General features: G+C 30.2%; 23 protein-coding genes. 8 read left to right on the top strand and 15 right to left on the bottom strand.

Annotated elements, in window-relative coordinates; all coding sequences use genetic code 11:
• Positions 1-3: 3 nt before the first annotated feature.
• The gene (locus BTO06_RS01920; RefSeq protein ID WP_100923708.1) at positions 4-1,971 is read right to left on the bottom strand and encodes a putative porin; all 1,968 of its coding nucleotides are present in this window, start codon (positions 1,969-1,971) and stop codon (positions 4-6) included.
• Positions 1,972-2,041: 70 nt separating this feature from the next.
• On the opposite strand from BTO06_RS01920, the gene BTO06_RS01925 reads away from it, so the two are divergent.
• The gene (locus tag BTO06_RS01925) at positions 2,042-2,644 is read left to right on the top strand and encodes a ribonuclease HII (protein ID WP_100923709.1); all 603 of its coding nucleotides are present in this window, start codon (positions 2,042-2,044) and stop codon (positions 2,642-2,644) included.
• Between the two features lie 147 nt (positions 2,645-2,791).
• Here the strand turns inward: BTO06_RS01925 and BTO06_RS01930 are convergent, their stop codons facing one another.
• The gene (locus tag BTO06_RS01930; protein ID WP_100923710.1) at positions 2,792-3,319 is read right to left on the bottom strand and encodes a hypothetical protein; all 528 of its coding nucleotides are present in this window, start codon (positions 3,317-3,319) and stop codon (positions 2,792-2,794) included.
• Positions 3,320-3,378: 59 nt separating this feature from the next.
• On the opposite strand from BTO06_RS01930, the gene BTO06_RS01935 reads away from it, so the two are divergent.
• Positions 3,379-4,428: a nucleoid-associated protein gene (locus BTO06_RS01935; protein ID WP_100923711.1), complete on the top strand. Its 1,050-nt coding sequence runs from the start codon at positions 3,379-3,381 to the stop codon at positions 4,426-4,428.
• Between the two features lie 25 nt (positions 4,429-4,453).
• Here the strand turns inward: BTO06_RS01935 and BTO06_RS18365 are convergent, their stop codons facing one another.
• The 3 genes from BTO06_RS18365 to BTO06_RS01950 are packed head-to-tail and all read right to left on the bottom strand — an operon-like array spanning position 4,454 to position 5,864.
• The gene (locus BTO06_RS18365) at positions 4,454-4,810 is read right to left on the bottom strand and encodes a hypothetical protein (protein WP_157811707.1); all 357 of its coding nucleotides are present in this window, start codon (positions 4,808-4,810) and stop codon (positions 4,454-4,456) included.
• A 6-nt stretch (positions 4,811-4,816) separates the two neighbouring features.
• Complete coding sequence (locus tag BTO06_RS01945) at positions 4,817-5,395, bottom strand: PhnA domain-containing protein (RefSeq protein WP_100923713.1); 579 nt, start codon at positions 5,393-5,395, stop codon at positions 4,817-4,819.
• Between the two features lie 43 nt (positions 5,396-5,438).
• A complete protein-coding gene (locus BTO06_RS01950) occupies positions 5,439-5,864 on the bottom strand; it encodes a nuclear transport factor 2 family protein (RefSeq protein ID WP_100923714.1) in 426 nt (141 codons plus the stop codon).
• A gap of 68 nt (positions 5,865-5,932) precedes the next feature.
• On the opposite strand from BTO06_RS01950, the gene BTO06_RS01955 reads away from it, so the two are divergent.
• The 4 genes from BTO06_RS01955 to BTO06_RS01970 are packed head-to-tail and all read left to right on the top strand — an operon-like array spanning position 5,933 to position 7,710.
• The gene (locus tag BTO06_RS01955; RefSeq protein WP_100923715.1) at positions 5,933-6,436 is read left to right on the top strand and encodes a GNAT family N-acetyltransferase; all 504 of its coding nucleotides are present in this window, start codon (positions 5,933-5,935) and stop codon (positions 6,434-6,436) included.
• 3 nt (positions 6,437-6,439) lie between these two features.
• Complete coding sequence (gene gloA2, locus BTO06_RS01960; RefSeq protein WP_100923716.1) at positions 6,440-6,826, top strand: SMU1112c/YaeR family gloxylase I-like metalloprotein; 387 nt, start codon at positions 6,440-6,442, stop codon at positions 6,824-6,826.
• Between the two features lie 16 nt (positions 6,827-6,842).
• Positions 6,843-7,262: a c-type cytochrome gene (locus BTO06_RS01965; protein ID WP_100923717.1), complete on the top strand. Its 420-nt coding sequence runs from the start codon at positions 6,843-6,845 to the stop codon at positions 7,260-7,262.
• Positions 7,263-7,287: 25 nt separating this feature from the next.
• Complete coding sequence (locus BTO06_RS01970) at positions 7,288-7,710, top strand: c-type cytochrome (protein WP_100923718.1); 423 nt, start codon at positions 7,288-7,290, stop codon at positions 7,708-7,710.
• Here BTO06_RS01970 and rimM read toward each other — a convergent pair.
• The 10 genes from rimM to BTO06_RS02020 all read right to left on the bottom strand — a co-directional run bounded on the left by rimM (position 7,707) and on the right by BTO06_RS02020 (position 20,891).
• On the bottom strand, positions 7,707-8,234 hold the full coding sequence (gene rimM, locus BTO06_RS01975) for a ribosome maturation factor RimM (protein ID WP_100923719.1): 528 nt from the start codon (positions 8,232-8,234) through the stop codon (positions 7,707-7,709). The two genes, BTO06_RS01970 and rimM, sit on opposite strands and share 4 nt — an antisense overlap.
• A 14-nt stretch (positions 8,235-8,248) precedes the next feature.
• The gene (locus BTO06_RS01980; RefSeq protein WP_100923720.1) at positions 8,249-8,749 is read right to left on the bottom strand and encodes a 30S ribosomal protein S16; all 501 of its coding nucleotides are present in this window, start codon (positions 8,747-8,749) and stop codon (positions 8,249-8,251) included.
• A 189-nt stretch (positions 8,750-8,938) separates the two neighbouring features.
• Positions 8,939-9,130: a cold-shock protein gene (locus BTO06_RS01985; protein ID WP_100923721.1), complete on the bottom strand. Its 192-nt coding sequence runs from the start codon at positions 9,128-9,130 to the stop codon at positions 8,939-8,941.
• An 82-nt stretch (positions 9,131-9,212) separates the two neighbouring features.
• Entirely contained in the window at positions 9,213-10,313 is a 1,101-nt protein-coding gene (locus tag BTO06_RS01990) for a DUF4407 domain-containing protein (protein WP_100923722.1), read from the bottom strand.
• Between the two features lie 95 nt (positions 10,314-10,408).
• Positions 10,409-13,105, bottom strand: a complete 2,697-nt coding sequence (locus BTO06_RS01995) for a M56 family metallopeptidase (RefSeq protein ID WP_157811708.1) — start codon at positions 13,103-13,105, stop codon at positions 10,409-10,411.
• A 77-nt stretch (positions 13,106-13,182) separates the two neighbouring features.
• The gene (locus tag BTO06_RS02000; RefSeq protein ID WP_100923724.1) at positions 13,183-13,554 is read right to left on the bottom strand and encodes a BlaI/MecI/CopY family transcriptional regulator; all 372 of its coding nucleotides are present in this window, start codon (positions 13,552-13,554) and stop codon (positions 13,183-13,185) included.
• 107 nt (positions 13,555-13,661) lie between these two features.
• Entirely contained in the window at positions 13,662-14,906 is a 1,245-nt protein-coding gene (locus BTO06_RS02005) for a DoxX family protein (RefSeq protein WP_100923725.1), read from the bottom strand.
• Between the two features lie 79 nt (positions 14,907-14,985).
• A complete protein-coding gene (locus BTO06_RS02010) occupies positions 14,986-16,935 on the bottom strand; it encodes a DUF3857 domain-containing protein (protein ID WP_100923726.1) in 1,950 nt (649 codons plus the stop codon).
• Positions 16,936-16,942: 7 nt separating this feature from the next.
• A complete protein-coding gene (locus BTO06_RS02015; protein WP_100926686.1) occupies positions 16,943-18,970 on the bottom strand; it encodes a transglutaminase domain-containing protein in 2,028 nt (675 codons plus the stop codon).
• A gap of 10 nt (positions 18,971-18,980) precedes the next feature.
• Positions 18,981-20,891 (bottom strand): DUF3857 domain-containing protein, encoded by a 1,911-nt coding sequence (locus BTO06_RS02020; protein WP_100923727.1) that lies wholly within the window; start codon positions 20,889-20,891, stop codon positions 18,981-18,983.
• Positions 20,892-20,994: 103 nt separating this feature from the next.
• On the opposite strand from BTO06_RS02020, the gene BTO06_RS02025 reads away from it, so the two are divergent.
• A complete protein-coding gene (locus BTO06_RS02025; RefSeq protein ID WP_157811709.1) occupies positions 20,995-21,564 on the top strand; it encodes a hypothetical protein in 570 nt (189 codons plus the stop codon).
• Positions 21,565-21,568: 4 nt separating this feature from the next.
• On the top strand, positions 21,569-22,222 hold the full coding sequence (locus BTO06_RS02030; RefSeq protein ID WP_157811710.1) for a DUF2490 domain-containing protein: 654 nt from the start codon (positions 21,569-21,571) through the stop codon (positions 22,220-22,222).
• Positions 22,223-22,241 lie beyond the last annotated feature (19 nt).

Below are 22,241 nucleotides of genomic sequence, written 5' to 3' on the forward strand. Positions count from 1 at the left end.
ATTTTAAATGAACCAGTTCCAAACAAGTCCAAAACGAATAGACATATCTCTGTAAGGATTGTTTGGGGCTGAAAAGTAGTTTTTCTCCAAGAAATTAGAACTGATATTATCAATTTTGAAAAAGATACGAGTTCTACGCACTTTCGCATTAAAAAATAAATCTAAAGTAGGAAACCCAATCTCTGTGTCATTTTGTAAAATAAACTCTCCTAAAAGTGGATTATAAGCATTTGCTCTATACTTTGTAAAATATTTAAATGTAGCTCCAATTTGAACTTGTAGCGGGTTTCCTTTAAACCAATGATCTGAATAATATAATGTATTTCTAGTTACAAATTCAGGAACTCTAAACACATCACTTCCACTGGATACATTTTGATACATGATCGTATTATTAAGGGCAAACTTTTTAAAGAATTTAAATTCTTTATTCGCTTTCACTTTTAAATACGTAATGGAGCCATCAAATTGTTTTGGTAAACTATCAGTTCCAAAATAGGTGTAATCTTCAATATTAGTGAAATCTACACTGGCATTTCCCCATTTTGAATCTATTGAAAAACCTATATTTCGAGTATCTTCATTTATGAAGTTGTTTTCCCAATTGTATTTGTTGTAAACACTTTGTAGAAACTGTTTGTTAAAGTTAGGAGCTTTTGAAGTTAAGAGTAAACTACCTTTTATCTTAAAAATACTATCCTTTTCATAAATCGCCTCACCACTAAAATGGTTTCCAGCTAAATAACCGCTTCCTGGAGTAACCAGTGCACTGGCGTTTACTTTGAAATTACCAACTTTCCCATTCCAATCACCTCCCAAGGAAATTGCGTCTCCACTGATTCTTTTTTTAGTTAAATTAGTGTTGTTAATATTACTATTATAGATAGTGTCATATCCATATTTCACAGTTGTGTAGTTCGCTTTCACTCTAAATCTTCCTAAAACATATTTAGAGTTGAATTCTAAATAACCTTGATTATTAATCAATCGGTAATCAGTCGATTCACGCAAACTACCAGCAATTTTACTCGCTTCTCCGAACTGATCCGTTGTTATTCCAGCTTGTTCAAAAGTAAAGAACTTTTTTTCATAATGAAGCTCGTGTCCAACTTTTAAATTGGTTAAGTTTTTTGTGTTTGTACTGTCAATACTATTGAATAATTTGAAATTATGATCCAAATAAAATCGCGTTCCATCTAATAAACTTTCAGCATCATTTAAATTAACATCAAGTCTTCCACGGTCTGCAAAGTTCGGGTCTTCATTGATGAAGTTTTCCATAGATTGTGGCGTTAATCCACCATTTTCTTCGTTTTTGAAATCTTGTGTTGTGATATGGGTTCTCACATTGTATTGTCCTTTTGGAGTGCTATAAGTAAGGGTTCCCCGAAAGTTTCCAGAACTAGATAAAGATCTTCTGTATTGTCCCAAAGATCGTAATCCTTTATAAGCAACGCTTATATTTAATCTTCTAGATAAGTTGAAGGTGAAAATCGCATCTAAAACTTGACCTTGTTCCTGACCCGTTTTATACATAATTTGTGTGGTAGGTGTGGGAACTCGGTAATAATCGATATCATCAATATTCAAATAATTGAATTGCTTAGCTGTAAAACCAATATCTGGAAATTGTGAAATTGAACGAAAATCATAACCTAAGGAATTGAAAGTTTGTCCTTGATTGTGAAAAGCTAATAATTCGAAATTATCTTTTCTTCTAAAGTTATGTGTGTATTCTTTTTGAATTGTAAGAGTAGTATCGACATAAGAAGTGTCTCTCTTTTTTAAGTTGATAATCTTGTAATCAGTAAACTTAGTTATTCCATTTATTTTTACGCTAATTTCATCGTTTGCGAGTGAGTCGTTAACTCTGTTTCTACCAGATCCTGCAAAACCACCATTAACCGTTCGAAATTGGCCTTGAATGCTTAAACAACCAAGAAAAAATATAAGTATGAACAATTGTTTCATAAAGGCAAATGTAAAATAATTAAACGAAAATAAATGTGAATGTTATCTTCGAAAACTGTTAATTTGTAGTATGCTTAAATTAAATTATAGCGGATTTTCGTTAGAGGCGGGGACTGATGAAGCAGGAAGAGGTTGTTTATCTGGTCCTGTAGTGGCTGCCGCGGTTATTTTACCTGAAAATTTTGAACATTCTTTTTTGAATGATTCTAAGCAATTGTCTAAGAAAAAAAGAGATGAGTTACGAATTTATATTGAAGAAAGAGCAGTATCGTATGCAGTATCTTTCATTCAAAATGAAGAAGTTGACGAATTAAATGTTTTACAAGCTTCCATTGAAGGAATGCATAGGTCAATAGCGAGATTAAGCGAAACCCCCGAATTTATAATCGTAGATGGAAATAAATTCAAACCATTTGGTGAAATTCCTCATGAAACCATTGTAAAAGGGGACGCAAAATTTATGAGTATTGCTGCGGCATCAATATTAGCAAAAACCTATCGGGATGAATTTATGACTAAAATTCATGAAGAGTTTCCAATATACAACTGGAAAAAAAATAAAGGTTATCCAACAAAAGAGCATAGAGAAGGAATAAAAACTCACGGAGCTACTAAATATCACAGAAAATCTTTTAAACTTTTACCTGATCAGTTAAGTCTTGACTTTAGTTAAATTATGTTAAAATTAACGTTTTAACATTTGATATTTAACGGATTAGTTATTTTTGTTGCATAGATGGAGAACCTTTTTATAATAATCCCTATTATAAATGTGTGCGGCAAACATAATACTTTACTGGTTATTAGTTGCCGCATTTTTTTATTTAGTTTTCACACCTACAAAGTGATCGGATTTTAGTTTGAATAACACGTTAAACGTTGTTAAACTTCCGTAAATTCTAGTAATATATTGTTGTAAGTCTATTTTATCTTGATCATCTAACGTTTTGCTTGAATTTATTTTTTGTTCCATCACACGAATACGATCTCTCACCATCACTATTTTGTGAAAGAATGTGTCAATTGGAATTTCTTTGGAAGCTAAAGAGCTATCCGCTGGTTCAATAATTAACTTTCCACCTTTAAATTTATCAGCAATAGGAACAATTTCAGAAACATCGCTCCATTGTTTTAGTATTTTTCGTAACGAAGATTCAACTTCATAAAAACTAATCGTATCTACTTCATCTTTCACAGCTTCAATGGTTTCGAACTCGTCATTAAGAGAAATAGTTTCCAATCCATTTTCTTGAAATGTAACCCAATAATGGCGGCTATCAACATTTGTAACTACTCCAAAACCGTATTCAGGATGATTAATTCTAGATCCAATACCTAATAATTTCATAAATCAACTATTTTTTACGATACTAAAATACGTATTTTTGTTGCCTAATTTTTAGAAAGATGATTAAAAGAACTCGGGTTGAAATAACAAAATGTATAATTCACAAAGTAGCAAACAAATACAATAGCGGACAGAATGCATTTTCTGAAAGTTTGGTGCGTTTTGATGAAGAAAGTTATGATTTATTAGTTCCGTTTTTGCTTAAACCATTTGGAGGAGTCACACAAAGTTATCGTTTTAATCATCATGCTGATGTTCGTTTGAATGAAATTAATAATTACAGTTCTCAAATTTTTGAAGATGAAGAAACATTTATTGAAAACTCAAAGAATGTTGTAAATCATTTATACGAGCAATCAAATTCGGCAAATATTAAAACAGGAGATGTTTTAGTTGTACTTTTTGAAGGAATCGAATATAAAGATGTGCTGACTGAAGCGGTTGGAATTTTTAAAATTGAAAGTAAAGTAGATTTTTTTCAAACTTATTTAGATGAGGATAGTTTTGATGTAGTGGTTCAAAAAGGAATTTCAACAAAGAGATTGGATAAAGGTTGTTTGATTTTAAATTCTTCTGATGCGGAAGGAACGGTTGTGTTATCGGTAGACAATAATAATTACGATGCACAATATTGGATTAAAAATTTCTTGAATGTAAAATATGCTGATGATAGAAACTTACATACTCAGCATTATTTAGAATTGTGTCGTGATTTTTCTGAGGAAATTATAAAGCCAGAATATGGAAAGCACGAGCAAGGAAATTTCCTAGCAAATACTGTTGATTATTTTAAAGAACATGAAAGTGTTGACTATCATACATTCAAAGATGAAGTTTTTGAAGATGATAAGCATAAAGATATGTTTGAAGATTATAAGAAACATTTCGAAAAATTGAATGACGTATTGGTAAGAAATAACTTTGAAGTTTCTGATATTGTTTTAAAGAAAGAGAAAGGAAAGTTAAAAACAGAAATTAAGCTCGACACTAATATTCAAATTAAGATTGATATTGATGCTCCAGATGCCGCTTCAGACTATTTAGAAAGAGGGTATGATGAAGACAAGAAAATGAAATATTACAAAGTGTATTACAACGCAGAGAAATAAAAAAAGCAGCTGAAAAGCTGCTTTTTTATTGGTTGTATTTTTTGATTTCCCTTTCTAAGTTGCGTTTTAAATCTTCTAGGTTTTTTAATTTTCGTTGATCCTGATATTTAGAAACTACATGATAAATAAAACAAAGAGAAGCATACACAGCAGCACAAATCAAAACTGATGAAGTGTATGAATATTCTCCAGCATCTAACATTGATTTTCCATGTTGTAAAAACTCTCTTTCAGGTCTTCTTGTTGGTGCCCACAACGAGAAAAGTACACCCAACACTATCACTTTCCAAAGGTTTCGCAAAAGAAAGTTATGTTCTCTTTTTACATTTTCAATTTTATATATCGTGGCTTGTAAATGTTTTTTCTTATGTATGATAGACACTTATTACTAAAGTTTTTTTACGTATTTCGTAACAATAACAATGTTCTGTCCGTCTACTTTTCCTTCTATATATTCAGCATTTTCTTGATCTAAAGAAATTCGCCTTACAGCTGTTCCTTGTTTACAAACCATACTCGATCCTTTTACTTTTAAATCCTTTATAAGAACAACATTGTCTCCAGCTTGTAAAATAGCTCCGTTACTATCTCTATGAAGTATCCTTTCACTTTCATCTAGATGGTCTCCTGTGGCTTGAGCGAAATTTAATTCCTCAGGTTTCAAATACATCATATCTAAAAGATCTTGCGACCAACCATCTTTTTTTAATCGATGTAACATTCTCCAAGCAACAACTTTTACCGCAGAAAATTCACTCCACATACTATCATTCAAACATCTCCAATGATTCGAATCTACAGTTTCTGGATTATTAATTTGTTCGACACATTCTTCGCAAGCTAAAATACTTCTGTCAACACCGCGTGTAGAAATAGGAGGGACTTCATAAATACTTAAACTCTTTGTTGAAGCACATAACTCACATTGATTTCCACTTCTATCTTGTAATTCTTGTAATAAACTCATTGCTTATAATTGTGCTTGCGAAAGTAATCTTTAAATTGAAAAATTAACAGGAAGTATCAGCAATAATTTTCCATTCACCTTTAATTTTCTTAAAAATAATCATAAAAATTCCATCAGCATTTCCAATTTCACGAGTTAGGTGATATTCCCCCATTACATAATAACTGTTGCTTTCAATTCTAGAGATTGATCTAATTTTAAATTTTAACTTTCCTGTATCTTCTTTATGTGGATAACCCTTTTTGTAGTTTTCTAAGGTCTGTTTCCAACCATAGGTAATACCTTTTCTTCCTTGAAATTTTAGCGAGTCTGATTTCCAATATCCAAGCATAAAACCATCTAAATCATGTCGCGACCAGTCTGATTCCTGGTTTTTCATTAAAGCTAAGATTTCTTTTTTATCTCGTTCTTCATTGGATGCAGCGCACGATATAAAGATTACGATAAGGGATAATATTAGTTTTTTCATCTTAAAATATTTGTTCTGAAAGATATAAACTTTTTAAAAAACCGTATTATTGAAGATAAACTAGTAGAATGAAATTAGAAAATGACCGATTAATTATTAAAGATGTTGAACCAGAAGAGGCTTCTTTTTATTTTGAATTATTTAACGATCCTGATTGGTTGAAATATATTAATGATAAAGGTTTAAAAACAGTAGAAGCTACAAAGAAGTACTTGATTGATATATTGGAGAAAAATGGGAAGTTAAATGGGTTAGGCTTTTTTACAATCTTCTCAAAGGAATTAAATGAACCAGTAGGTATGTCTTCGGCTTTACAAAGAGAAAAATTAGATTTTATTGATTTGGGTTACGCATTGTTACCGAAAGGAAGAGGGAAAGGTTATGCAAGTGAAGCTACGTTATTAATGATGGATTATATCAAAGATACTTTCAAACAAGAAAAAGTATACGCTTTTACTTTACCAGAAAACGAAAAGTCTAAACGTTTATTGGAAAAATTAGGATATACATATATCGGTAAGCAAAGTGTCTTTGAAGGAGAAGAGGATTGTGTTTACGAATTTATTTTTTAGTTGATGAAAATTGAAAAGCTACATCATATTGCAATAATTTGTTCTAATTATGAAATGTCAAAACGATTTTATACAAAGGTTTTAGGTTTTGAGATAAAACAGGAAGTTTATAGAAAAGAAAGAGATTCTTATAAACTAGATTTAAGTTTAAATGGAATGTATTTGATAGAGTTGTTTTCATTTCCAAATCCTCCAAAAAGAGCTTCATTTCCTGAAGCATCAGGATTACGTCATGTTGCTTTCGGAGTTAAAAATTTAAAATCTTGGAAGGATTACTTAGAGTCTAGTAATGTGAGTTGTCAAGAAATTAGAATTGATGAATTTACAGGAAAACAATTTTTCTTTTTCAATGATCCCGATGATTTACCAATTGAGCTTTATGAAATTTGAAAATTAGAACATTGTTATGAATATATCTGCAAATACCGTATTAGGAAGTATAATCTCTTTAGTTTTATTATTTATGATTTTCTGGATGGTAAGCATTCAAACGAAATATGAATATCCCGATGTCACTGATAAAGTTGTAGAAGCGGGAAATATGCAACTGTCAGTTAAAAGAGGAAAAGATTTATTTCAGAAAGAAGATTGCTATAGCTGTCATAAACCAGATAAAAAAGATGGATTTATACCTGTAGTAACTGGTAAAATCTCTAGAGAATGGTTATTCAGATTCATAAGGGATGAAAAATCTCTGGTAGAAGGAAAAGATCCAGATGTTTTACAATTAAAAGAAGAGTTTAATTGGGTAAACGGAAAACATGATAAGAAACATTTGACAGACCAAGAACTAAATGATATTTTGAATTATTTGGATAGTTTTTGATAACAATAAATAACAAAGATTTACCATGAAAATCTCTGCGAATACAATTTTTGGAACTATAATCTCAGTAATTATGTTATTCATGATTTTTTGGATGGTAAGTATTCAAATAAAGAATGATTATCCTACTGTTAATAATAAAGTTGTAGAACCTAAAGCTATGGAGTTTTCAATTGAAAGAGGGAGGGTTATATTTTTGAATGAAGGTTGCTATCGTTGTCATAAACCAGATAAAAAAGATGGATTTATACCTGTAGTAACTGGTAAAATCTCTAGAGAATGGTTATTCAAATTCATAAGGGATGAAAAATCTCTGGTAGAAGTACAAGATCCAGATGTTTTACAATTAAAAGAAGTGTTTAATTGGGCTAATGGAGAGCACAATAGGGAGGCTTTGACCGATCAAGAATTAACCGATATTTTGAATTATTTAGAAAGCTTCATTTAATTGATGTATAAATCAATCAGTCCTTCTGGAGTTTCTACTTCAATAGTTTTATCTTCTCTATCTACTTTTTTAATGAAATCATCAATCATTGGAATGAATAATTCAATTCCATCCCTATCAATTTCAAATAAAGGTTGAGCAGCAGAATCGTTTATGTTGGTGATTTTTCCTACTTCACCAAAGTTTACATCCTTTACGGTAAAACCAATTACTTCATGATAATAGAATTTATTTCCAGAAAGTTTTGGTAGTAGGGTAAGAGGTAAGTAAATACCAGATCGTAAAATTGCTTCGGCATCAGCTTCTGTATCAACACCTTCGAATTTCACTCGAAACATGGTGCTTTTACTCAATGAAGATTTTTCAATAAAAAAAGGAATCAGATTATTGCCTAGTTCGACAAATACTGATTCCAAATTTTTGTACAGATGAGGCTCGTCAGTATCTAACTTAATAATTACTTCGCCTTTAAAACTGTGTTTTTTGACGATTTTGCCTAAATAAAAACAATCTTTAGTTTGCATTATCGTCTTGTTTTTTACTCTTCGCTATCTCCACCTTCTTCAGTAGTAGCATCTTCGCTATCTACAACAGGAGCTTTTGCAGCAATACGAGCTTCGTTAACAGCTTTTTCAGCTTCTAAAGCTTTGGTTTTAGCATCTTCTTGAGCTTTAGCTAAACCATCTACTTTACCAGCAACTTTAGCAGCTTTTTCTTCTAACCAAGCGTTAAACTTAGCTTCAGCTTGCTCTTCTGTTAAAGCACCTTTTCTAACACCTCCAGCTAGGTGATGCTTTAATAAAGCACCTTTGTAAGATAATAAAGCTCTTGCAGTGTCAGTAGGTTGAGCACCATTTTCTAACCACTTTACAGCAGAATCAACATTTAAGTCGATCGTTGCAGGATTAGTGTTTGGGTTGTACGTTCCGATTTTTTCTAAGAAACGACCGTCTCTTTTAGCTCTAGAATCTGCAGCAACCACCCAATAAAATGGTTTTCCTTTTTTACCGTGTCTTTGTAAACGAATTTTTACAGGCATACTTGTTAATTTTTAAGGTACGCGACCTTGATTATTAATCTATTAATTTTTAAATCCCAAAAAAGCTCGGAATTTTGAGTGTGCAAATGTATTAAATCTTTTTAATATTGAGATGCTTTTTGAAGCTTTATTTAAAAGGAAAAGCATCTGAAAATCAGATGCTTTTAAAAAATTAAATGTTGTTATATATTAAATTACTCTAACACTTACAGCGTTTAATCCTTTTCTACCTTCTTTTAGTTCAAACTCTACAGTATCACCTTGTTTAACTTCATCCACCAAACCTGAGATGTGTACAAAGTATTCTGTGCCTGAACCTGATTCTGTTATGAACCCAAAACCTTTAGATTCATTGAAGAACTTTACCGTTCCTTCTTTCATTATAAAATGTATTAAAAAAATTATGGATAAAGGTAAGGCATAAATTTTTGGAAATACCTTCTTTTTAAATATTTATTTCAAATCATAATATATTCTTTTGATTCTTGAAGAAAGTGTCAGCTTGTAGCTTAATTAAGTCAGTTGCTATTTTCTGTTTGTAATTATAGAGTTCTTCTTCTAATTTTAAATCTTCATAAACTTTGGTATTAATATTAATGTCAGTCGACGCTATTTTTTCTCGCTGATCAACTTGTTGCTGAATCCATGATTTAACTTGAGATTCTTGATTTTCGAATTTATAATCATACTCACCTTTTGAACTAATAAGTTTAGTGAATATTGGAGCTGTTTCAATAGCTAGGAATAATAGAAAAATAAAAATTGATGGTAATGTAGGTAATTCGTTTAAAGCTTCTATTCTTGCCATTAATCCGTCGAAATTTGAAATAATAGGTTGAGTGTTTACTTCAGCTTCCTTTTGTTTTTGAACTAGAGCTGCAATTTCATTTTCTTTTGAATTTACTTTTTCAGAATTACCTTTTTTTAGTTCAGTTAATTCCTTCAATGCAGCGTCGTGTTTTTGTCTTTTTTCTTTATAAACAGGTCCCTTTCCTACTTTTTTAGTTCCTTTTCTTCCTTCTGCTTCGGCAATATAGGTTTCATATAAATTATTTGTTTCCTTTTCTTTTGTTGTTATTTCTTCTTTTAACTCTTGTATTTGTGATTGAAGTCGAGTAATTTCTGGGGTATATTGTTGGGCAATTTGAGTTTTATTATCAAGTGTCATTTGATTTTTCTTTGTTAACAACACTTGATTAATTTCTTTTTCGAATATTTTTAACTCCAAAGGTTTGGAAATGACTACTGCTATAATTATAGCTAACAGTAAACGTGGAAATACCTGAATAAATTCTTGTGATTTTTTGTCTCGTTTTTTGATAGTAGACACAATAAAACGGTCTAGATTAAAAATCAGTAATCCCCAAATGACTCCGAAGAATATTGCGGTATAAACATTATCGAAAACTGTGTATAAAGCATAACTAGCAGCGATAGCAGCCATTAGTGCAGTGAAAAATACAGTGGCACCAATACCAGCATATTTGTTTTGTTCTGCGTTTGAGCAATCCTTTATTAAATCTTGATCAACACCAGAACAAAGGAGGAAAAATCGTTTGATCATAGTTATAAGCTTATACTATAGGAACGACTTCCGGTAAATAATGTTACAAAAAAAGCCTCTTTTATGAGGCTTTTAACATATATTAAATGAGGTTATTATTTTGTAGTGATATATACTGCTCCGTATTTTCCCTCTTTTTTATTTACATATACTTTTTTAATAGTTTGCTTATCTATTTTTAAGTATTCTTGCTTATTAATTTCTTTACCGTTTAAGTATATAATTGGGTCTTTCTCAGTTCCATTATTTGAAATCGACAGGATTTCTTTATTGGATAACTTATCTATTTTGTCAATAATAATTTTTGAATTTTGTTTTTTAATAGTGCTTGGATCGGCTGGTGGTGGCGGAGGTGGTAACTGTCTTTTCTCTTCTGGAGTTAAATCAGCCATTTTTTTAACCACTTTTTTACCATTACTTCCAGTTAGCACCATGTATAGTTCTCCTTTTTTACCCTTAATTACCTTAACATCCTTGTATTTCTTTGAAGCTTTTTGAGGTGGAGGCGGAGGTAGAGGAATATTTGTTTTATCTCCTTTTCTTACTATTGAAAATTTTTTCTCCGCATTTATTATGGTCCCGTTTTTAGTAACTTCCTGCCCCGATTTATTATAATATTTGGTTCCGTTACTGTTGGTGATGAAGAACAATTCTTGATTGTTTACTTTTATACTTCCTTTATTTGGCCTCTGTTTTAGAACTTTCTTTCTTGGTGGCGGAGGCACAGGAATATTTGTTTTATCTCCTTCTCTTACTATTGAAAATTTTTTCTCCGCATTAATAATGTCTCCATTTTTATTTACTTCTTGTCCCCAACGATTATAATATCTTGTTCCTTTACTGTTGGTAATGTAGTATAACTCTTGGTTAGTTACTTTAACCATTCCTTTTTTAGATTTCTCTTTTACCTCAATTTTTACAGGTTTAGGATTTTTTTTGTCCGAATGTTTTTTAACTTTTTTCACCCATTTACGAAATTCCGTTGTTGCTTTTTCTTTTTCTTTTTCTGAAGAATCAGTAGCAGGTGGTGGTGGCGGAATATATAACTTATCTTCTGCCGTTAACTCGTTAGGTAATCTATAATAGAAATCATTTCCTTTTTTAATTTTTAGATAAGGAGCATAAGGACGAGCCGCACGCTGAAGTTTACGTCTGTTCTCTTTAGAAAGTTGGAAATAAATCAAACCTAGGTTGGAATACATCTCATCTAGTTCATTCTTACGTTCAGGTTCGCTTTCAATATAATGTGGCTTTTGCTTTCTTAATCTATCGTATTTTCTTTTTAATTTTCTGTAATCAGAAATCTCTTCGGATTGATCGATAATTATTTCACTAATTTCCTTAGGAGAGTTTTTAGCTGTCTTTTCTGTTTCAATCTTTAGAGATTCAGTATTGTTTTGAGTTAACTCATTTACGTATGCTTTTTTAGAGACTGAGTTTGTAAGACTTTTAGCAATAGGTGGTGTTTCTTTATTTTCTACTTTAAAAGAATTAACTTTTTTCAGGTTTAAATCATTGTTTAAAACTGGATAGTTAACTCTAGTAGCTCTTTCACTTTTCTTTTCTTTATAGACAACTGTCCCATTCTGATTGATATATTGCTTTTTATTCGGTTGTAATGTAAAACCTAATGTTTTCCAAGCGGTATTTTTCAATCCTTTGAAGTACACTTCATTATTTGTGATTTTAATCGTAAAAGCGTATGCACCTTGATCTACATTTGTTTTGTTAGTGAAACCCCAATCAGTGATAGTAAATTCCTTATTCATTGGAATTTTTAGTTTTGCCCAGCGTTTACAATTGTAGCATTTTAAGATTGCTTTATCTTCTTTTTTTTCAATAGAAGCGAGGAAAGTATGCTTCGTGTTATCGTTGTTTTCAAGAGTAAATTTTAAAGCCTCTTTGTTTGATACTTTTTTCTTGATATCTTCCAAAGATGAAATGCTTGTTTCTTCACTCTTTGGAAACTCTAGATTTGAAATATCTGAATCTAAAAGTGGGTTGTTTTTCATTTCATAGCTCTCTACTCTTTCTGCGAAAACATAAATACTTCCTGTTAGCAGTGGTATTACTGCTAGCTTTTTTAGCCAATTATTGACTTTTGATGTTCGTGTGCTCATCATAACTAATCGTTTTTTTGTTAATGAATAATTCAAATTACTGGCCAAGTAATAATCGTTGTTCCAAGTAGCTTTATTTAATAACAAATGCTGATACTCAGAAATATTTTTATGAAGGTGAATCACCTTGTTATCTGCAATAAACTCGTGGTTGAGTTGAATAAGTTTCTTCAAAAAGTAGAATAAAGGATTGAACCAAAATATTATTTTCAATAGTTCAATTACTAATACATCAATTGTATGTCGTTGTGTAACATGTGTCAATTCATGTGTAAGTAACTCTTCTTCTAACTTTTTGTTTGTATATTCTTCTTTATTGATGAAAATGTAATTCCAAAATGTGTGCGGACTGATGAAGTCTTCAACTAAAACAAGCGTAGCATTATTAATCTTGATTTTAGTATGCTGTTTTATCTTTAATATAATTTTAGATAGGTTTACGATGAAACGAATAAAAAAGACTGTTGAAATAGTTAGAGACAAGATTCCAGCAATTGTCCAATAACTAATTTCTTTTTGCTGTTGAAGTATCTCCCCATTTAATAACTCTTCGTCAAAATCAAGTGGAAAATCTAACGTTTCAACTGGTATGTAAATATTAATTACATAAAGAGGAGCTAAAAATGAAAATAGAATAATTCCCAATAAATATGCACGATTGAATTGATGCATTTTTTCTTTTTCTAATACAAGCTTGTAAAATACAAGTAAGAGTAGTAGGCAAATTGACGATTTAATTAAATAAGCAATCATTTCTTTTGTTCTTTAATTTGATTGTCAATAATCTTACGTAATTCTTCAAGTTCAATTACAGATAAATCTGTCTCTTTTGTGAAGAAAGAAGCAAATTGGCTTGCAGAATCGTTGAAGAAATTTTTAATTAAGCCATTTACATGTTTAGAGAAATAATCTGATTTTTTAACTAATGGATAATATTCTCTTGACTTTCCATACAACTTGTAGTCAATAAAACCTTTATCTCGCATTCTTTTTAAAAGAGTTGCGACAGTCGTTGTTGCTGGTTTTGGTTCTGGAAATTCTGAAAGGATATCTTTCATAAAACCTTTCTTTAGTTTCCATAATAATTGCATTAATTGTTCTTCGGTTTTACTTAACTGCATTTCTACATTGTTAGAATTATCTCTACAAATGTAGAAATAAAAATTTAATTCTACAACTGTAGAGTAAAAAATATAGAATATAATTTCTAGTCTATACTGATTTAAACTTAATTAGGAGTCTCTTTAACCCAAGTGAAGGGTCGATTTATAAGTGGAAATTCTTTTAAATTTATGGCTTTTAGATGAATCGAGAGTGTGTCTCCGTAGAAGGTTCCTTCTAATGATAAATTATTATTATTTCTAAAAGTTTTAAATGGGGAGTGGTCTACGCTATCTATTCTTCTGAAGATATCCAATTCATGTTTGATGCTATCATATTCTGCATTATACCATTTTGATTTATTGTTCATTAATTTAATTGAAGCAATACCTTTTTTGTCAAAAATTAGATATCGCCATCTGGTGGAATCTGTTAAAATTGGAGGTTTATTTTCTCCATTTATTTCAAAATTTGAGACTTCCCAAATACCATATAATTCAGACTTTTCTCTTTTATCACCAAATTTCCTTTCGCTTGTGTAGCCTTGATAGGTCATGGTTGAAAGAAAAATAATAACCATTACTAATTTAAACCAGAAAATAAGTTTATGATATTCTTTAGAATTTATAGGATGATAAAATTTATAATCCTCAACACTTCGATTTCTCACAAAAACACGCCATACTCGCTTAAAGTCTGTAAGGAAAATTAATGTTGCCATTAAGAATAAATGAATTGAGAATTGTTTTACGGGAATATCATAAAATAAATTAAGTAAGACTATTTGAAACATTACCATCATGGTAAGAATACTACCAATGGTTTGTGTTCTTCTTGGAATAAGTAATAAACCACACAATACTTCTATTAATCCAGTAAATAAATTAAAACCCTCACTATGTCCCATATAAGTCCAAGCTAATCCCATGGGAGAAAATTTACCTAAAGGTTGCAAAAGTTGTGTAAGGTTAGGTGCCGGAAATTGTGTTTTGTATACTTTGGCAAATCCGTAAGCGAGCATAAATATTACTAGTACTATTCTAATGAAAACTATAAACCAATAAGAAAGTTTATTATATGATTTTCGATTACGATCTAAAAATGACCAGAAGATTGTTCCTAGAATTGTAAAAATAATCTGAACAAAAATACTAATATAAGCCATTGTAGTATCACCACTTCCTGTCGGGAAATATTCTAGTCGACCTTCTGATTTTAAGATGTTTTTTCCTACCCAAGCAAAAAAATCTTCAAAGAAAAATCTACCTGTAAATAAGAATAAAATATAAAAGGAGAAGTATAAAAAAATAAAACGAAAAATAACTTTAGAGGAAACAGACCATTGCTCTCTATATTCTTGAGAAAGTAACATTAGTTTAATTAATTATTTGGTTTACTATTTGTTCGACGAATTAAATAAACTAATGTTACTCTATTTATAATTAGGTGTTTTAATTATTCTTTTTGAATTCAATGTATGCATCTTGAGCTTTTATAATATTATTAAAGTATTCCTTTAAATAATGGTATTCTACATTTGTGTAAATCGCTTTCTTTAAGCTATACTTCATAAAAATTATAATATCCTTGTCGGTTCTGTTGACTTTATAAATTAAGTTACCTCCATTGTTTGGTAAGCTTAATGTTTTGTCAGGAGGCATTTGAGAAACAGTATATCCTTTAGGTATATTAATTCTAATAGAAAACGATTCTGACCATGAGAAACCAAAATCAACTGGGTAATTTCGTTCCTTTAATTTAAATGGATTTTTGCTGTTTTTTTCAATAATGAAAGGGTTTAACCGAATATTATTATCGTCGAGAGTAAAATCGGGAACGCCAATTTTATAAGCAGTTTTAATAATGTCTTTTTCATCTGAAACTACTTCAAATTCGGCTACTTCAATTAAAGGATTCTCAGTTTCAAATTCCTCTAAATACTCCTCTTCTGACTTGTTTTTCAACATTCTTCGCTTTCTCAAGGCATTATAACCTCTTTCCGTAGAAATTATATCTCCTTGCATTTCGCCATCTTCATTAAAATTTAATGAGATGTTATGGCGAATTGAGGATCTATATTTAGGCTTAAGAAGTTCCCAATAACTTCCTTTTTTAAAATCAAAAACTCTAACTTCTCCATTTAAACATGCGAAAGGAAATTCACCAAAAGCTAAATTTTTATCACTTGCATCCAAAAAATAAGTATTTCCATCAACAATCACTTTTACTAGGTAGTAATTGAATTGCTTCACAGATGGATGAAGTTTAGTGAGGATACCGTTATTTCTTGTTGATAAAGCTGTGATGTAACTTTCAATATTTGCGGCTTGGAGTGCGTTGTATAAAACTAAGTTGATACCATCTACACCTCCTGTATTGTTTTTATAAATTTCTTTAACTCTAATCGTTTTTGTTCGGTACTTTTTATTCCACGTAAGTTTATTTTGAATGAATTCGTATATGTCTTTTGCTTTATCAGTTTCAGATAAAGCGCTAAGTAATTTTTTAGGTAGGTTCCTTTTGAAATAGTTCTTTTTAGAAGTTTGTGCATCCAAAAAGTTTTTACGGATAGTTTGATCGGCATCTTTCCAGGTTTTAGTATATTTTCTAATAACACCATTTGTTTGTGTAAAGGAAATTGGTTCAAAAATAAGTTTGGCTTTAAAGTTTTCCTCTGAAACCATGAAGTTTTCTTTTTTAAACGCAGGTATATGATCCATTCCGTACTCCATGATAGAACAATCGGCATCTCCTAAACCACCCACAGTAATACAGCCACTTTTTATGTAGGATTTATTTCGATCTAATTTTTGAGAAGAACGAATTCTGATATTGTATCTCCAGTTCCCTGGGAAAGATGAGGTGAAATCACTTTTTAACTTTGGAATATCCCATTGAAATTTCCAATCATCGATTTGACTATAAGGAGAGAAAATACTATAACTATATTCGATTACTGATCCTTCTTTTATATTAGGAAGCGTAAAGGTAGTTCGTCGCCAGTTTTCGGAAAGTTGTGTTTTAAAAACTTGACTACTTAACAAGTATATTTTTGTTCTTTTACCGTCTTCAAGATTATATGTAACAGCTTCAATATACCGAACTTCTTCTTTAAGATAGAGATCAATTTCTATGGTAGCTCTTTCGAATTCAGCTTTATTAAAAATTTTTATTCTTCGATAAATGTCTCTCCTGAAATCAAAATTGTTTTGATCATCAACATATGAATATCCTTTTTCCTCGAGAACTAAAGCTCCTGCTGAAGAATCTTTCTCATAGTAGGTCATTTTTAATTCCTCATTTTTAATCTGACCTAATTTTGGAGTTTTAGAATTTCTTTGACCGTAAATAGAAATACTACTTATTGTTAAAATAAGTAGTATTAAATATGATTTGTTCATTAGTGTTTTATCCTTTAACTAAGACAATTTTTTCAGTTTGCTTTGCAACTACTTTTGAGTAAAACTCTTTTAGACTACTATAGTAGTTTGGAGCAATTACAGGAGTGTTGATTTGAATAATAGAACTTACATTAATAGTGTTTCCGTTTTTAGAAACTTTAAACTTAAAGAAGCCTAAGTTTTCTGGGAGTCCAATGGCAAATTGCTCTGGTAAAAATTCTGGTTTGTATCCTTCTGGTAATTGAATTGATACATTATTTGTTTCTTTCCAAGCAGATCCATAATCTACAGGGAATGTTCTTTCTTCTGATTTAAATGGATTTGTTCGCTCAGTGAAAAATAATAATGGATTAATTAATAGTTTTCCATTTATTCCTTCTACTAAATCGTCAGAGTTGAACTTAATCATTTTGTTATATGATTTAAAAGGATTCTCTTTATTATTTACTCTGAAGTTTTCTATTTCAATATTATAACGTTCTTCTAAATTAGTAATAACATCTTCTTCTTTTAGATGATTATATCTAATTCTTCCTAACATTGCATTTAAATAGTCTTCTTTTGTTCTAAGTAATCCTGTAACAGAACCTTCTGAATCTAATTTTACTTTTAGAGTATTTGTTTCTGCAGAATGTTTTGGAGAGTTTAAGTTAATCCATTCAGAGTATCCTTCTTTTGTAACTTTACGCCCGTTCCAGTTCAGCGCCCTCATAGGTAGTACATTTGGCATTGAATATTTCTCTGTTGCGTCAAGTAACATTGTTTTACCGTCAGTAAATTCAACATAGCAAACTACATAATTGAAACCATCGAAAGTTGGATATAATGGAATTCCGTGATTTCTAGTACTTACTAATACTGGATTTGCACCTAGTCCCGCTTCTCTTAACATTGCTGTCAGAATTAAATTGATATCAGCAGCATTTCCAGCACCGTTCTTGTATGCTTTCTTAGTACCCTCGTCTGAGTATTTTCCGTTGTAGTTATTCCATTTGATTTTACTTTTAACAAATTCGAAAATGGCTAACGTTTTTTGTACATCACCTTTAGCGGTAGTTAAAATGTTGGCTAAATCATCTCTAAAATATTTTGTTTTCTCCAATTCATCACCAAATCTTTTTGAGTCATAGATTTTTTTACTAACATTTTCCCAAGTATTAGTGAAGGTTTTAATTTGAGAATTTGGATATTTTATGACTGATAGCTCATATTTAATACCTCCATAGTAGTTATTAATGTTAGATATATAAGGCTCTCTAGAGTCCAAAGCAGGAATGTAATTTGCATTATATTCATCAACATTATATTTTAAATCGATATTTTGATTTTCAACTTCAGATGAAGTTGTAGAACCTACAGCCGTTCTAGTGTTAGTTCTTACTCTTTGAGAAAAAGAAATTCTTCCTTCTTTAACGCTAGTCTTTGGAGATATTCCAAAGTAACCTTTACTGATTTTGTTAAAGACGAACCATTCCGGTATTTCTACCTTAACTTGTAATTTTTTTACAGGAATACTGTATTGAAATTTTAGGTCATCAATATTAGTTCGGTATGGAGAAGTGTGTTTGTATTGTAAATCAATAATAGCTCCCTCTTGAATGTTAGGCATTGTGATTTTTTTTACACTTCTGTATTTACTTAACTTTTCATCAAAAATACTTTGACTAGTTAATTTAGTTTTAGAAACTTTTTGGTTCTCATCTAAATTGAAAGTATAGCCTTTGATTGAAGTAATTTTTTCTTTTTCACCTGATTCAGGTTTATAATAAACCAGGTTAAAATTAGCATTATCAAATCCTTCTTTATTATAAATTTTAACACGAAGGTGATATTCATTTACAATTTGAAAGCCTTTGTTCTTGTTAAATCTGTAAAAGGTTTTTCTTTCTTTAAATAAGTAAGCTGCATTTGCTGTTGAGTCTTTCGGATAAAATTTTTCTTGTAAGTATTCTTTAGAAATTTTTCCGAATTTAATTTCTTGTGAATTACCAATAATGGTAAAAATAAATGTAAGGGCATAAATAATTTTCTTCATAGTTTTTGTATTATAATTTTTGTAGTGCAATTCTTAAACCTTCTTGTTTTGCAATACGTTTTCTAAATTTTCGATATAATTTATAATCTTCTTTTGGAAATGTACCTTCCTTAATTAAGAGAGTTTTATTGTAGCTTATAGTTTTATCATCTATTTTTTTTATTTCCATAGTGTAACTACCGAACTTATTCGTTAGTTCATATTTTTCAGGAAGATAGCCTATTTTATATCCTTCAGGAATTGTAATTGTATATTGATCAACATCTTTATATCCTCTATTAATTCTTAAAGGATGATTTCTAGTTCTGTACCTTTTTGGAACAAACGAGTTTTTATTGAATACATTAACTCTTAGTAAGAGTTCGTTTCCTGTTAAACTTGCATAATCTGCAATCGTGGCCTTAATTTCCTCTTTAAGAAAAACTTTATTTTTATCATTAATAACGTTGGCATCTTTAATTTCTAGGTTGTTGTTGTAAGACCAAAGGTTTGATTTATAATATTTAATTAAATCTTCAGTGGAATAACTATCAATGAAAACTCTATTATCATATTGAATACCTTTTGATTTCATATGTACATCAGCAGTTATTGATCCTTTGCTATCTAAGGTAATCTTAGCGTTACAATTTTGAATATTTTGTTCGTTAAGATACGATGGTGTTTTTTTTATAATTCCACCTTCAGGAGTTATAACCAAGGCGTTTCTATCATCTGTAAAATCCCCTAAAAAACCGAATGGTTTCGTTTGACTTGTACACTCTAACCATATGTCGTTTCCATTATTAGGAATATTTAAAATTACATGATTTCCTTGCATGCAAGAGAAGTCTTCTATGACATCCTTTTTTTCAGAGCCAGCCCAAATAACAGAATAATGAGATTTTACATCAACTGCATCTAGTAAGGCTTTTGTATAATTGGTTAATCCTTTACAATCACCATATCCCATTTTGTGAACCTCATCTGCTGGAATTGGTTTCCATCCACCTATTCCTTCTTGAACACTTATGTATCGAGTTCTATTTTGCATGAAATCATAAACAATTTTAGCTTTTTCAATATCATTTTCCGCACCATTAACTTTTCGTTGAATTAGACTTTTTACTGATTCAGATAAAATATCATTTCCATTTTTTAAATTTTCATACCGCCACTTCCCGAATTCTTTCCAATTCGTTGCACTTCCTTTGATTCCTTTTAAGCTGAAGTCATTTAAAGCAACAATTAAACTTGGAACAAGTTCTGAAATGCTTACAGTATTGTTTTCATATTCAAATGCAGGGATGTTTTTTGCAATGTAATGAATGTCATTATCTGACATTTTTTTTATATCATACCCTTTGAAGTTATGTTCTCTAATACGAGTTTCAATCTTTTCTGGATTGATTATTTTGTATTCACTGTTTTGCACCGATAAATAATAAGAGTTTATTGGGTACCACTTTGGAATAAAACCTGTAGAAGAGGTTTTATATTCAGCTTCAAATACAACGGTGTAAGGATATTCAGTTGGAGTGTATTCAATGTATTTTACTCTTGAGTCAGAGTAAAGAGTTCCTCCGTCAACAGCGCTTACATCGGTAAATTTACTTTTGGTGTATTTTTTAATTTCTTTACCAAAAGCGTTATAAACTTTAGCAGATAAATTTATAATTTTTGTGTCATTATCGTAATTCGCAAAAGCGTCTACATGTTTATTTCCAAGTTTGTTTAAAACAGTTGTAATTCGTCTTTCTTTGATAGTCATTTTGTCAACTGCATCAATTGTTATCTCGGTGTAATTGTCTCGAATTACGGCATTAGCATCTTTCTTTAATTCTGGAGAAAGTGTTAAATACATTAAACTGGTATCTTGTGCAAACGAAACAGAAAAACACGCCAAAAGACATACTGATAAAAAAGCAATTTTATTTCTCATAGTATAAATTTTGACGCAAATTTATAAAAAAAATTAAAATGGGCTAGAAGTACATGAAAATCAGTCAATATTCTCTTAGATTTGTGTGATAAACTGAAGAATAATGAGGTTCACTCAAATTTGTACTGTAGTTATATTTTTTATGGTCAATTCAATTTCTGGTCAATATAAATTTGAGAAGGAACGAAGAATTAAGGCCCACGAAGTTCCTTTTAAAGCAATTGAATTTGTGGGTAAAGTTAACTTTAAGAAAAAGATTAAATGGTATTTAGAGGAGAGTCAAGATGGAAAAACATTCGAAGCTAAAGTGTGTTTTAATGGAAGAAAGCACAGTTTAGAATTTGATCAACTAGGGAATATTTTAGATGTGGAGATTGAAACAAAACTTTTTAAAATTGAAAAAGAAACGCAGAATAAGATTAATTCAACTTTGAAAAAACGCTTTCGAAAATTTAAGATTAGAAAAATTCAATTACAATATAAAAGAGAGTTAGAAAACCTTACCAATTGTATAAAGAAAGAATGTTCTGTAAAACCTAATTATGAAATTGTATTAAAGGGTAAAACGGACTCTTCATATAAACTTTACGAATTATTAATTGATGAAAAGGGAGGAAGGATATTGAAAGAGTTAAAATTTACTCCAGACAACTTCGACAATTTACAATTTTAGACAGGTGAAAAAAATCTTTATAATTATTTTATTGCTAATAGTATTAAGTTTAAAGGCTCAAAGTACTTTCTCTTTTGGATGGCTTCCAAAAGTAACTTTTTCTAATAGAATATCTAGCTCTATCAAATGGGTTAATAGTATTGAAGCTCGTGAAGATTTATACAAGGATACATTTATGTTTTCTCATCACTTAGTAGATGTTTCTTCAATTATTTCAATAAAAACAAATGTGTATCAGTCATTTAATTTGGGCTATATAATTCGTATTGAGGGAGACGAAATAATTCATCGATTATTACAGCACTTTAATATGGTACAAAATTTAGATGGTTTGAAAATCGGTCATCGTTTAGGAATGGAACAATTTTTTCAGAATACTGTGAAACCTCAATATAGAACAAGATATAGAGCTACTTTTGAAAAACCTCTGAAAGGTTTAAAAGTAGATGTTAAAGAATGGTATTTAAAAATTTCAAATGAATATCTATATCAGTTTAATGAGAAGGATTTAGAAGCTAGGATTAGTCCATATCTCGGATATAAACTAAGCAAAAGAGATAAAATAGAAATTGGTTTGGATTATCGTTTGGGTTCACTTTTAGAGTTAGAAAAGAAAAATAATCTTTGGTTTCGAACCACTTGGTATATATCGATATAAAAAGGCACCATAATCTGGT

The organism is Tenacibaculum sp. SZ-18 (assembly GCF_002813915.1).
Classification (GTDB): domain Bacteria; phylum Bacteroidota; class Bacteroidia; order Flavobacteriales; family Flavobacteriaceae; genus Polaribacter.

Coding starts and splice junctions, on each gene's coding strand:
- BTO06_RS01945 (WP_100923713.1), bottom strand. CDS start 5,395: ATGAGTTTATTACAAGAATTACAAGATAGAAGTGGAAATCAATGTGAG.
- BTO06_RS01980 (WP_100923720.1), bottom strand. CDS start 8,749: ATGCCTGTAAAAATTCGTTTACAAAGACACGGTAAAAAAGGAAAACCA.
- BTO06_RS02005 (WP_100923725.1), bottom strand. CDS start 14,906: ATGTTACTTTCTCAAGAATATAGAGAGCAATGGTCTGTTTCCTCTAAA.
- BTO06_RS02020 (WP_100923727.1), bottom strand. CDS start 20,891: ATGAGAAATAAAATTGCTTTTTTATCAGTATGTCTTTTGGCGTGTTTT.
- BTO06_RS02010 (WP_100923726.1), bottom strand. CDS start 16,935: ATGAACAAATCATATTTAATACTACTTATTTTAACAATAAGTAGTATT.
- BTO06_RS01950 (WP_100923714.1), bottom strand. CDS start 5,864: ATGAAAAAACTAATATTATCCCTTATCGTAATCTTTATATCGTGCGCT.
- BTO06_RS02025 (WP_157811709.1), top strand. CDS start 20,995: ATGAGGTTCACTCAAATTTGTACTGTAGTTATATTTTTTATGGTCAAT.
- BTO06_RS01965 (WP_100923717.1), top strand. CDS start 6,843: ATGAATATATCTGCAAATACCGTATTAGGAAGTATAATCTCTTTAGTT.
- BTO06_RS02015 (WP_100926686.1), bottom strand. CDS start 18,970: ATGAAGAAAATTATTTATGCCCTTACATTTATTTTTACCATTATTGGT.
- BTO06_RS01995 (WP_157811708.1), bottom strand. CDS start 13,105: ATGCATCAATTCAATCGTGCATATTTATTGGGAATTATTCTATTTTCA.
- BTO06_RS02000 (WP_100923724.1), bottom strand. CDS start 13,554: ATGCAGTTAAGTAAAACCGAAGAACAATTAATGCAATTATTATGGAAA.
- BTO06_RS01955 (WP_100923715.1), top strand. CDS start 5,933: ATGAAATTAGAAAATGACCGATTAATTATTAAAGATGTTGAACCAGAA.
- BTO06_RS01970 (WP_100923718.1), top strand. CDS start 7,288: ATGAAAATCTCTGCGAATACAATTTTTGGAACTATAATCTCAGTAATT.
- BTO06_RS01935 (WP_100923711.1), top strand. CDS start 3,379: ATGATTAAAAGAACTCGGGTTGAAATAACAAAATGTATAATTCACAAA.
- rimM (WP_100923719.1), bottom strand. CDS start 8,234: ATGCAAACTAAAGATTGTTTTTATTTAGGCAAAATCGTCAAAAAACAC.
- BTO06_RS01990 (WP_100923722.1), bottom strand. CDS start 10,313: ATGATCAAACGATTTTTCCTCCTTTGTTCTGGTGTTGATCAAGATTTA.
- BTO06_RS01985 (WP_100923721.1), bottom strand. CDS start 9,130: ATGAAAGAAGGAACGGTAAAGTTCTTCAATGAATCTAAAGGTTTTGGG.
- BTO06_RS01925 (WP_100923709.1), top strand. CDS start 2,042: ATGCTTAAATTAAATTATAGCGGATTTTCGTTAGAGGCGGGGACTGAT.
- BTO06_RS01920 (WP_100923708.1), bottom strand. CDS start 1,971: ATGAAACAATTGTTCATACTTATATTTTTTCTTGGTTGTTTAAGCATT.
- gloA2 (WP_100923716.1), top strand. CDS start 6,440: ATGAAAATTGAAAAGCTACATCATATTGCAATAATTTGTTCTAATTAT.
- BTO06_RS01930 (WP_100923710.1), bottom strand. CDS start 3,319: ATGAAATTATTAGGTATTGGATCTAGAATTAATCATCCTGAATACGGT.